Annotated in this window: 13 protein-coding genes; 9 read left to right on the forward strand and 4 right to left on the reverse strand. The window is 70.1% G+C overall.

Annotated features, from left to right (window positions below; translation table 11 throughout):
* Positions 1–25: 25 nt before the first annotated feature.
* The 3 genes from AB0I81_RS54975 to AB0I81_RS54985 form a co-directional block, all read right to left on the reverse strand.
* Positions 26–1285, reverse strand: a complete 1260-nt coding sequence (locus AB0I81_RS54975) for an extracellular solute-binding protein (RefSeq protein ID WP_360676933.1) — start codon at positions 1283–1285, stop codon at positions 26–28.
* Between the two features lie 221 nt (positions 1286–1506).
* Entirely contained in the window at positions 1507–3411 is a 1905-nt protein-coding gene (locus AB0I81_RS54980; protein ID WP_360676726.1) for an acyl-CoA dehydrogenase family protein, read from the reverse strand.
* 69 nt (positions 3412–3480) lie between these two features.
* Positions 3481–4695 carry an amino acid permease gene (locus AB0I81_RS54985; protein WP_360676728.1) on the reverse strand — a complete coding sequence of 405 codons (1215 nt, stop codon included), beginning with the start codon at positions 4693–4695 and terminating at the stop codon, positions 3481–3483.
* A gap of 93 nt (positions 4696–4788) precedes the next feature.
* Between AB0I81_RS54985 and AB0I81_RS54990 the strand changes: the two genes are divergently transcribed.
* From AB0I81_RS54990 to AB0I81_RS55030, 9 genes are all read left to right on the forward strand, one after another.
* Entirely contained in the window at positions 4789–5259 is a 471-nt protein-coding gene (locus tag AB0I81_RS54990) for an Lrp/AsnC family transcriptional regulator (protein WP_360676730.1), read from the forward strand.
* A gap of 72 nt (positions 5260–5331) precedes the next feature.
* Positions 5332–5733 (forward strand): YbaB/EbfC family nucleoid-associated protein, encoded by a 402-nt coding sequence (locus AB0I81_RS54995; RefSeq protein ID WP_360676732.1) that lies wholly within the window; start codon positions 5332–5334, stop codon positions 5731–5733.
* On the forward strand, positions 5733–6119 hold the full coding sequence (locus tag AB0I81_RS55000; protein ID WP_360676734.1) for a YbaB/EbfC family nucleoid-associated protein: 387 nt from the start codon (positions 5733–5735) through the stop codon (positions 6117–6119). The genes AB0I81_RS54995 and AB0I81_RS55000 overlap by 1 nt, the downstream gene beginning before the upstream one ends.
* A 68-nt stretch (positions 6120–6187) precedes the next feature.
* Positions 6188–6460, forward strand: coding sequence for a hypothetical protein (locus AB0I81_RS55005; RefSeq protein WP_360676736.1), 273 nt, complete (start codon positions 6188–6190; stop codon positions 6458–6460).
* A 10-nt stretch (positions 6461–6470) separates the two neighbouring features.
* Entirely contained in the window at positions 6471–7331 is an 861-nt protein-coding gene (locus tag AB0I81_RS55010; protein ID WP_360676738.1) for a hypothetical protein, read from the forward strand.
* Positions 7332–7586 (forward strand): hypothetical protein, encoded by a 255-nt coding sequence (locus AB0I81_RS55015; protein WP_360676740.1) that lies wholly within the window; start codon positions 7332–7334, stop codon positions 7584–7586.
* 69 nt (positions 7587–7655) lie between these two features.
* Complete coding sequence (locus AB0I81_RS55020; RefSeq protein WP_360676742.1) at positions 7656–9119, forward strand: serine hydrolase domain-containing protein; 1464 nt, start codon at positions 7656–7658, stop codon at positions 9117–9119.
* A complete protein-coding gene (locus AB0I81_RS55025; protein ID WP_360676744.1) occupies positions 9061–9480 on the forward strand; it encodes a hypothetical protein in 420 nt (139 codons plus the stop codon). Before AB0I81_RS55020 ends, AB0I81_RS55025 begins: the two co-directional genes overlap by 59 nt.
* Positions 9477–10058 carry a TetR family transcriptional regulator gene (locus AB0I81_RS55030; protein ID WP_360676746.1) on the forward strand — a complete coding sequence of 194 codons (582 nt, stop codon included), beginning with the start codon at positions 9477–9479 and terminating at the stop codon, positions 10056–10058. The genes AB0I81_RS55025 and AB0I81_RS55030 overlap by 4 nt, the downstream gene beginning before the upstream one ends.
* A 93-nt stretch (positions 10059–10151) precedes the next feature.
* Here the strand turns inward: AB0I81_RS55030 and AB0I81_RS55035 are convergent, their stop codons facing one another.
* The gene (locus tag AB0I81_RS55035; protein ID WP_360676748.1) at positions 10152–11045 is read right to left on the reverse strand and encodes a LysR family transcriptional regulator; all 894 of its coding nucleotides are present in this window, start codon (positions 11043–11045) and stop codon (positions 10152–10154) included.
* Positions 11046–11115: the final 70 nt, after the last annotated feature.

Here is an 11115-nt window from a genome sequence, read left to right on the forward strand (position 1 = left end):
CCGGCCGTACCGGTGTCCCGATGGGTCAGCCGGCCGCTTCGGCGGTCTTCTGCAGCTCACCGAGCACCTTGGCCGGGTCCTGGACGGCCCCGCCGATGGTCTGCTTGATCGCCGGGTTCAGGGTGGCCCACTTGGGGTCCTGGAAGGGGTAGAAGCTGGCGTTGGGCAGCCCGTCGAGGAACGGCTTGAGCTTCTCGTCGCCGGCCAGCTTCTGGATGCCGCCGTTGGTGACGGGCAGCAGCTTGTAGGTGTCGGAGATCTTCGCGGCGGCGTCGCCGGTGTAGAAGAAGTCGAAGAACTTCTTGATCTCGGCGGCGTGGCCGTTCTTGTTGAACGCCATGATCCAGTCCATGACGCCGAGCGTGGTGTCGAGCGCGCCGGCCTTGCCGGGGATGGGCGCGACGCCGTAGTTCTTCAGGCCGGCCGCGTCGAAGATCGGGATGGACATGGGGCCGCCGTTGACCATGCCGACCTTGCCCGCGCCGAAGTCCTCCCAGACCGTCTTGCGGTCCTTGGTGCCGGGGTTCGGGGTGGTGAGGCCGGCGTCGACGAGGCCCTTGACGTAGGTGAACGTCTCGACGTTCTGCGGCGAGTTGATCGCCCACTTGCCGGCGGCGTCCTTGTAGCCGCCGCCGTTGCCGAGCATCCACAGGAAGGACTCGGCCTGGGCCTCCTCCTGGCCGAGCGGCAGGCCGAACGGCTGCGTCACGCCGGCCTCCTTGAGCTTCTCGGCGGCGGCCTTGAGCTCGTCCCACGTCTTCGGCGGCTCGGCGATCTTCGCCTGCTCGAACAGGTCCTTGTTGTAGAACAGGGCGCGGGCGGAGGAGACGAACGGGATGCCGTACGCGGTGCCGTCCACCTTGCCGAACTCGGCGAACTTCTGCAGCATGTCGCCGGAGACGTTCGGCGACAGGACCTCGTCCACCTTGTACAGGAGCTGGTCGGCGACGAAACCCGAGTAGTCGCCGGTCTGCAGGATGTCGGGCACCTGGCCGTTCTGGACCATGGTGGCGACCTGCTTGTCGATGTCGTTCCAGTTGATGACCTGGACCTCGACCTTGATGTTCGGGTTGGCCTTGGTGAACTCGTCGGTGACGCCCTTCCAGAACGTCTCGCCCGAGTTGGGCTTGCCGGGACCGTCGCCATAGTCGGCGGCGACCATCTTCAGCGTCACCTGGCCGCCGCTCTCCGCCTGGGTGTCGCCCCCGCCGGAGCCGCCGGCTCCGCAACTGGACAGGACCAGCATCGTGGCAAGGCCGAGAGCGGCGCCGCCCGCAAGCTTCATGTTCACTGGAGTTACCGCCTTCTCGTCGGACGGGCCCGCTGGTCCGTACCAGTGCAGCGGAACCCCGCCCAGGGGGATGTGGCGGGCAAGCCATGGGTTTGACCGAGCTCATCCGCGTTTGCGCCAGCGTAAGCCGGAGTTAAGCATCTGGTCTATACCGGCCTGTCTCGGTTTGGCAACACTCGACCAACGGATCCCGCACATCCGGTCTAGACCGGATGTCAGAGGATTCTCCGCCGTACGCTCTCCCCGCCCTCCGGCGAGCCGATCCACGGCCCCTCGATCGACGGGTCGAGGATGCCCTCCTCGACGAAGGTGTAGCGGCCCTCCAGCACGTAGCCGGCCAGCCGTACGTCGCCGCTGTCGCTGTTGTCCCAGAGCCGGTCGAACAGGCCGTCCACGCGGCGTCGTGCCTGGTGGCAGAAGGTGTCGGCCAGCTCGTACGGCCTGCGCCCCAGGTCCTTGGCATCCTCCTCGGCCTTCAGGCACGCGGCCGTCATGGCGTACAACTCGGCCCCGATGTCCACGATCCTGCCGAGGAAGGACTGTTTGTGCTCCAGCCCGCCCTGCCAGCGGGACATGCCGTAGAAGGTGGACCTGGCCAGTTTCCTGCTGGTCCGCTCCACGAAGCGCAGGTGGGCGGCCAGCGGGCCGAAGCCGGCGTACGCGGTGGGCAGGTTGCCCGACCCGGCCACCAGCGTGGGCAGCCACTTGGCGTAGAACGCGCCGGCCCGGCGCAGCGCCTGGGCGCGTTCCTGACGGCTCGCCTCGGGGTTGATCAGCTCGCCGGCGGCCGACAGGTGCGCGTCCACCGCCTCCCGGGTGATCGCCAGGCGCATGATCTCGGAGGAGCCCTCGAAGATGCGGTTGATCCGGGAGTCGCGCAACATCTGCTCGGCGGGCACCCCTCGTTCGCCCCTGGCCACCAGCGACCCGGCCGTCTCGTAGCCGCGCCCGCCACGGATCTGGACCAGTTCGTCGAGCGCCCGGTAGGACAGCTCGGAGGCGAACAGCTTGGCCAGCGCCGCCTCGATCCTGATGTCGTTGCTCCGGTCGTCGGCCAGGCGCGCGGTCAGCTCGCAGACGGCGTCGATCGCGTACGCGGTGGCGGCGATGAAGGCGATCTTCGTGGCCACGGCCTCGTGCCTGCCGACCTTGCGCCCCCACTGCACGCGCTCGTTGCCCCACTCGCGGGCGATCTTGACGGCCCACTTGGCGTTGCCCGCGCAGGTGGCCGGCAGCGACAGGCGGCCGGTGTTGAGCGTGGTGAGGGCGATCTTGAGCCCTTCGCCCTCCTTGCCGATGAGGTTCTTGGCGGGCACTCTGACCTGGGAGAACTCGGTGACCCCGTTCTCGATGCCGCGCAGGCCCATGAACTCGTTGCGCCGCTTGACCGTGATGCCGGGCGAGTCGGCCTCGACCACGAACGCGCTGATCTTCTTGCCGGTCCTGGCCATGACGACCAGCAGGTCGGCGATGACGCCGTTGGTGGTCCACAACTTGACGCCGTCGAGCACGTAGTCGTCGCCGTCGCGCACGGCGGTGGTGGCCAGCCGCGCCGGGTCGGAGCCGACGTCGGGCTCGGTCAGCAGGAACGCCGAGATCTCGCCGGCCGCGCACCTGGGCAGGAATTCGCGCTTCTGCTCCTCGGTGCCGAACAACTTCAGCGGCTGCGGCACGCCGATCGACTGGTGCGCCGACAGCAGCGTGGCCAGGGCCGGGCAGTAGGAGCCGACGAGGGTGAGCGCGCGGCAGTAGTAGAGGTACGGCAGGCCGAGCCCGCCGTACTCCTCCTTGATCGTGATCCCGAACGCGCCGAGCCCCGCCAGGCCCTTGACCACCTCGTCGGGCACCTGGGCGGTGCGTTCGATGAGCGCGGGATCGACGTGGGCGTCGAGGTAGCGGCGTACCGCCCGGACGAACTCCTCCCCCCTCTTGACCGCCTCCGGGGGCGGCGTGGGCGCCGGGCGCACCAGGTCCAGCCGGAAGTCGCCGAGGAAGAGTTGCCTGGCGAAGCTGGGCCGGGTCCACTCCTTCTCGCGGGCCTGCTCGCCGACCTGCCTGGACTCCGCGTACTCGGTGTGCTGCTCAGTCCTGGTGTGCTCGGTCCTGGTGTGCTCGGTCATGGCACCTCCCGACGTTGTGCGCCGCCTGTGCTCATGACTACTGCCCGCCTGACGGCGCCCTGTCGCCGTTTATAGCCCGATTTTGTACGAACGGCGAGCGTTAACCCTGAGCCCGGCCACCGCCCCCACCGCCAGCACCACGGGAACCAGCAGATAGGCGCCGCAGAACGCCAGCCCGAGCAGCGACATCCCGCTCCCCACGACGGCCGTGACCCGATGCCGCCCGGCGGGCAACATCCGCACCGCCGCCAGCACGCCCGCCGACGTGACCGCCGCCAGGCACGCCGAGGTCGCCCGCATGAGCACGTCCAGATCCCCCGCCCAGACGAACACCGGCACACTCAGCACGAGCACCAGCCCGAGACTCCGGTACGGCGTCTGCCCAGGCCCGCCTCCCCTGGCGAACCAGACCGGCAACGCGCCGTCCCGCGCCAGCGCCGCGCCCAGCCGGGCCGCCCCCGCGAGGTAGGTGTTGACCGCGCCGAACGTCAGCAGCACCGCCACCACGCCGGTCACCGGGCGGGCCGCCGGGCCGAGGCTCACCTCCAGCATCGCGGTGAGCGGCACGCCGGTCATGTCCGCGCCGAGCACGGCGACCGAGGTGACGGAGATGCCCGCGTACAGCAGGCCGATCACGACGAGGGTCACGACGGTGGCGCGCAGCAGGCCACGTCCGCCGGCGGCGAACTCGGCCGACAGGTGGCTGGCCGCCTCCCAGCCGACGAACGCGAACAGAAGCACGCCGGCCGCGCTCGCCACGCCCGCCGGGCCGTACGGGGCGAAGGGGGTGAAGTTGGCCGGGTCGGCGTGCGGCGCGGCGGTGATCACGGCGGTGGCCAGCAGCGCGACCAGCAGGGCGACAAAGCCGATCTGCAATCTGCCCGACGTGCGCAGCCCGGCGGCGTTGGCCGCGAACGCCACCGCCAGGATCAGGCCCGCCGCGAGGGTGGCGTCCACGCCCAGGCAGGCTTCGACGTACCGGCCGCCGATCAGCGCGCCCGCGACGGTGCCGATGGGCACGGCGCCGTAGAACCACCATCCGGCCACCGCCGAGGCGTGCCTGCCGAACGCGAGGCCGACAACCGCGGCCACGCCACCGCCGCCGGGGTAACGCGCGCCGAGCGCGGCGAAGGTCAGCGCGACGGGCACGCTCAGCGCCAGCATGCCCGCCCAGGCGAGCACCGAGGCGGGCCCCGCCGCCGCGGCGGCCAGGTGCGGCAGCACCAGCATCCCCGGCCCCAGCACCGCGCCGACGAGCAGCGCCGTGCCCTCCTTGGTTCCCATATGTCCACTCACCAGGCAGAACATAGCTCGTTCATTCGGCTGCCAAGCGGCGTCACCGAACGTTTGGCCGGAATGGCATGCCAAGCTGGCCGGATGGATGAACTTGATTCGGCGATCGTACGGCTGCTCCAAACGGATGCGCGGCAGTCCAACCGGGAGCTGGCCAGACAGCTCGGCATCGCGCCCTCGACCTGCCTGGAGCGGGTCAGGGCGCTCACCCGGCGGGGTGTGATCCGCGGCTATCACGCCGACATCGACCCGGCCGCGCTCAACCGGGGCGTGCAGGCCATGGTCTCGATCCAGGTCCGGCCGCTGAGCCGGGCCGTGATCAACGCGTTCAAGGAGTCGGCCGCCGCGATGCCGGAGGTGCTGAGCGTGTTCGTGCTGGCCGGCGGGGACGACTTCCTGCTGCACGTGGGGGTGCAGGACCTCGACCACCTGCACGGATTCCTGCTCGACCGGCTGAGCAAGCGCAAGGAGATCGTGGGCTTCCGCACGTCCGTGGTGTTCCAGCAGGTACAGAAGCCGGTGCCGGGCCGGCTACCAGAGTTCGAAAAAATGTGAACAGTAGACTAACGATCTATACGTTGTGATATCCAATATCTTCCCGTATTGATCTGACAGGGGGGATTAACGGTGTCATGGCCGGCGCCTGACCAGGACAGCCAGTATCTGGACACGATCCTGCGGCAGACCAGGGACGCGATGCGGCACCTCCGCGCGGCGAAGCACATGATCGGTCAGGTGGAGGGCACCGGCGAGGCCGCGGACGGGTTGATCAGGGTGCGGACCGGCGCGGACGGCGTCCTGCGCCACGTCGACCTCAACCCCCGCGCGCTCCGTCTCACCCCCGAGGCCATCGGCCGCGAGGTGACCAGGGCCATCCAGTCCGCCCAGGACGACTCGGCGCGGCAGGCCAAGGAGATCGTGAACGGCGTCGCCTCCCACGTCGACGCCCTGCCGGAGCCGCTGGACGAGAGGTTCGTCGAGCATCGGGTCGAGACGGCGATGCGCGACCTGTACTCGGGAGGGCTGTGATGTTCGGTCACGACCTCAACCCGATGGACCTTCGTCCTCAGGATGTCGACCGCGCCACCGAGCAGGCCCGCGGGGTCGAGGCCGCGCTCGCCGAAGCGGACGGGCTCCTGGCCGAGCTCACCGGCACCGGCCGCTCGCGAAGCGGCCACGTGAGCGCCGTCGTGAACGCCGAGGGCCGGGTCCTGGACGTCACGGTCGGGGAACGCGCGTTGCGTGAGGGCGCCATCGCGCTTTGCGAGGACATTTTCACCGCGGTGGGCAACGCGCAGGAGGACGTACAGCGCCAGGCGGAGGCCCTGCTGCGCGGGCACCTCCGGCAGGCCGTCCCGGACCTCGCCATGGACCCCGTGGAGTTGCGGCAGCGCCTGGAGAGGCTGCTGGACTGACAACAGGCGAAATTCAGATGAACATCACAAGTCAGAAGATTGGCTAGGGTCTCGTTATGCATTCTGGGGTGGAAGTAGTCGGGGGCGCGCTCAGATCGCAGGCCAACCGGCTGGTCACGAACGGGGAAGAGTACGCGGCGGCGGTGCAGCGGCTGCAGGCGCGGGGTGGCCGATGGGGCGATGACGGTCTCTTCGCCGCGATCGAGTCGACGTGGATCGAGTGCCGGCAGACCATGATCGAAGCCGTACCGGGGATCGGCTCCACGATCAACGGGGTGGGCATGGGCGTCAACACCGTCTCGAACAACATCGACGCGGCCAACGCCGCCAGCACCATCTAGGGCCCGGCGCATGGCGATTATGCTCTCGCCGGAGCTGGACGCGACGCTGGAGTTGGCGGGCCTGTGGTTCCCCAACGTCAACGAGGACGAGATCGAGGCCGACTCCCGGGCCGCCAGGATCGTCGCGGCCGGGACGGCGCAGGCCGGCGCCGACGCCGACGCCAACGTGCAGGGCGCGACGCAGGTGTACCGGGGCGACTCGGCCACCGCGTTGCAGGGCTCCTGGCAGGCCAACGACAACACCTCCGGCCACCTGGCACAGGCCACGGCCGCGGTGAAGGCCGCGCCCGCCGTGCTCGACGGCCTGAGCACGGTGGTGACGGCCACCAAGGTCGCGACCGGCACGCTCGCGGCCGTCGGCACCGTCCGCCTGCTCCAGGCCGTGCTGGCGGGCGGGCCCATGGCCGGGCTGAGCAGCACCGCCGTGCTGCTGGGCATCAGGCGGGCCGGCACGAAGATCTTCCGGCAGGCGGCGGAGGGCAGCGGGCGCAAGCTGGCGCCCGAGCTGGCCGGCCGGTCCACGCAGCCGCTGCGTAACATCCTGGGTAATCTCAAGCTGCCGGGAGCGCCCGGCAACCCGGCGCTGGCCGGCATACCCGGCGGGCGGACCTCGCTCAGCGGGGTGGGCAACGGCAAGACCGGCCTGGACCGCTTTCCCGGCATCGCGCAGATGGCCAGGGGCGGCCGTGGCGGTGGCCGTGGGCGCAACGACTCCAACGCCAACCTGAGCCCTGAGGAGCAGGCGGCGAAGGATGCGAAAGAATCCGGGCAGCCCTACGACCGGTCGATCTTCAACCGGGCGGCGGCCAAGGAGCGCCAGGCCGAGAAGTTCGAGGGCGACCGTAACAAGCAGAAGAGAGGGCGGAAGTAGATGTCCGACAAGCCTGGCTTCCAAGCCCAGCATTTCTCGCTGAACAATCCGCGGGGCGATGGCCAGGGCGATGTGCCGAACCTGTTGCGCCGGCTGGCCGCCGCGCTGGAGGAGATGGGCGACGTCGAGATCCGCGACCTCGTCCTGCACAACGACATGGACGAGGACGGCGACTCCTGGCCGTACGTGACGGTCTACTTCGATGTGGTGAAGGACGAGGAGCAGCCGCCGGACCCGTACGGCCTGCGGACCTGACTTTCGTCAGGGTCGGTCCTGGACGGTCGGCCGATACGGAGAGGGGTGCCGCCTTTCTAGCTTTACCGCGTGAAGATTCTCCTGGCCATGGCCCTGGCCCTCTCTCCGTCCCCCCAGCCGACGCCCGACACCATCGACGCCTACCTGCGGGAGGCGATGGAGAGCACCGGCGTGCCCGGCCTGTCCGTGGTGGTGACGCGCGGCGGTGAGGTGGTGCACGCCGCCGGGTACGGGCACGACGCCGCCGGCCGCCCGGTCACCGCCGACACCCCGATGCGGGTGGCCTCGGTGAGCAAGTCGTTCACCGCCATGGCCGTCATGACGCTCGTCGAACGCGGCAAGATCAAGCTGGACGAGCCGGTGGCCGCGCAGCTGCCCGGTTTCACGATGGCCGACCCCAGGGCGGCCCGGATCACCGTCCGTCAGTTGCTCAACCAGACCTCCGGCCTGTCGGACCGCACGGTGGACATCGACGCGACCGAGCGGGCCACCTCACTGGCCGACTACACCGCCCGCCTGGCCGACTCGAAACTCGCCGCCGACCCCGGCACCCGCTACGAGTACTGCAACGTCAACTACGACCTGGCCGGGCGGCTGGTGGAGGTGGCCGGCGGGCAACAGTTCGGGGAGTACCTGCGTGAGCGGGTGTTCGGGCCGCTGGGCATGAAGTCCAGCGCCGTCTCCGACAAGGTCGTGCCGGTCGCCAACGGCTACAACTCCCTCTTCGGCGCCTGGCTGCCCCGGCCCGAACTGGCCGGGTTCCACGACGACAGCGGCGCGGGCGGGGTCATCACCACCGCCGCCGACATGGGCAAGTGGCTGATCGCTCAGTCGGGCGACGGCAGCCCGCTGGTCAAGCGGCAGAGCCTGGAGACCATGCACCAGCCGTCGAAGCTGCGCCCGTACGGGATGGGGTGGGGCATCGAGGACGGCGGGCAACTCGTGCACTCGGGGAACCTGTTCACCTACAACGCCGTCGAAGCGATCTCGCCCAAGACCGGCTACGGCTTCGCGGTGATGACCAACAACGCGACGTTGTACGACCCGACGTACGACATCATGCTCGGCCTCACTGCGCTCACCGAGGGCAGGACCCCGGAGGGGCCGGGCAACGAACGGCAGCTCTTCGAAGCGGCGCTGGGCGTGTTCGCGCTGCTCGCGGCCGGGCTGGGCGTCCTGGGCGGGGTGCGGGCGCGGCGCTGGGCCCTGCGGCGGTCGGGCCGGCCGTGGTGGCGGATCGGGCTGCGGATGGTTCCCGCGCTCGTCCCCGTCGCGGTGCTGGCCGCGTATCCGGACCTCGTGTCGATCCTCGTGAACGGCCGGACCGTCACGTGGGCCCAGCTCACCTACTTCCCCGCCCCGCTGTCGGTCGCGGTGCTGGTGGCGGCCCTCGCCGGCCTGGGGGTGACAATCGCCAGGATTTGTGTACTGTGTAAGCTTACAAGGTACGCAAATCCTTCCCTCGGAGGCAGCCGTGCACACCGTCGCGATCGTCGTCCCTCTCGTCTGGCTCGCCTGGCTGATCGTCACTGACTGGGTGCCGATGTTCCCGCTCAACGACCTGAGCGGCGCCAACGTACGCGGCCGGGCGCTCGCCGGGGCGATCAACTATCCGTTCCCGCTACTGGTCGCCGCCGGGGTCGCCCACGGGCGGCCCTGGTCGCTGGCCGCCGCCACCGGCATCTGCGTGCTGATCCTCGCCGGGCACCTGTACAACTGGTGGTTGCCCTACTTCGGCCCGGCCTCGGCCGCGCAACGCGAGCTCTACCAGCGGGAGTATGCCCGTACGCTGAAGATCCTGCCCGCCGGGGGGCGCGGCGTGGTCCCGGACGTCCAGCACATGGTGGTGGGGGCGCTCTCCCTGATCATGCTCTTCACTACGCTGAGCGCATGACTCCGGAGCGCAGACGGGCGGGACGGCCCGCCGTGCTCACCACCGAACGCATCGTCGCGGCGGCCGTCGGGGTGCTGGACGGCGACGGGCCGGAGGCGCTGACCATGCGCCGCCTCGGCGCCGAGCTCGGCGTCGCGGCGATGTCGCTCTACCGCCACTTCCCCAACCGGGACGCGCTGCTGGCGGCCGTGGTGAACGGCCTGTTCGCCGAGGCGGTCGCGGACCACTCGCCGGACTCCGCCTGGCCCGAGGCCCTGACGGAGTTCGGAGTGGCGTACCGGCACATGTTGCTGGCGCACCCGCGGGCAGTGCCGCTGCTCGCCACCCATCCGGTCGACGTGGACCTGGGTCTGGAACTGCTCACGGGGCTGCTGTCCCGCTTCGAGGCGGCCGGCATCGCCTCCCGGGACGCGCTCACGGCGGTGCAGTCGGTCGGCGTGTACGTGCTCGGCCATGCCCTGGCCCAGGTCGGCACGGGCGGGGAGACGCACGACGACGCGGCCCAAGCCTTCTACGACCAGTGGTTCGACTCGGGTCTGATCGCCATGGTGAGCGGCTTCGAACGGCAGCTCGTCTGAGATTGGGAGGGCGGCGTTCGACGGCCGCGCGGCACCGGTGACACGTGATCACGTCTCACGGTGTCAGCAGGGCGGTTGTCGGGCCATCCCAGGTCATGGGTCCCGAGGGGCGAGCCGGCAGAGAATTTCGATAAACGCTCGTACTCGCGCGGTGCATCGGTCGCGGGGCCAGATCAGGCCGTACTCAAGGGGCGGCGCGTCGCGGATCGGCACGAAGGCGATGCCGGGTCGGGCGTGGTAGTGGGCGGCGCGCAGTGCGGCGGGTGACACGCCCCGCCCGGAGGCGACCAGGGCCGGCACTTCCATCCAGTAGGCGGCGGCGGCGCTGTGGGTGATCGGCCGGCCCTGCGGCGTCTGACGGGGGTAGATGTTCTCGTGCCAGTACCGCGGGCCGGTGCCCGACATGACGATCATCGGGGCCCGCGCCAGGTCCTCCATGCACACCGAGCCGGACCGGGAGAACGGATGCCCCTCGGGCACCAGGAGGGCGCGCGGCTCCGAGAAGATCACCGGCCCGGCGACCAGGTCCGGTTCGTCGACGGGGAACTCGGTGAGCTGAAGGTCCAGCGTGCCGGCGCGCAGCGGGCCGAAGGTGTCGGTGAGCTGCACCTCCTGGGCCTCGATCACGCAGCCGGGGTACGAACGGCGAAACACCTCAGCGGTTTTGAGCACCATGTCGCTCGCCCACTGGGAGGAGAAGCCGACGCGCAGGGTCCCGGTAACGCCCTTGCCGACGGCGACGGCCTGCGCCACCGTCTCCTCGATCTGCCGGTAGGCCGGGGCCAGGCCATCATGGAGCCGCTGCCCGGCGGGCGTCAGAGCGACCCGGCGGCTGGTGCGGTCGAACAGCGTCACGCCCAAACGGCGTTCAAGGGCCCTGATGATCTGGCTGACGCGGCCCTGGCTCGCCCCGAGCCGCTCGGTGGCCCGCCGGAAGTGCAGCTCCTCGGCCACGGCCAGGAATGCCTCGATCTCGTGCCGCTCCATCGCCGTATCGTGTCCCCCTCACCGCATCGACCGCTCACCTCCGCCTGATTGGTGAGTCTCGCGCACCGAT

This window comes from Nonomuraea sp. NPDC050404 (assembly GCF_040655495.1).
Taxonomy (GTDB): Bacteria; Actinomycetota; Actinomycetes; order Streptosporangiales; family Streptosporangiaceae; genus Nonomuraea.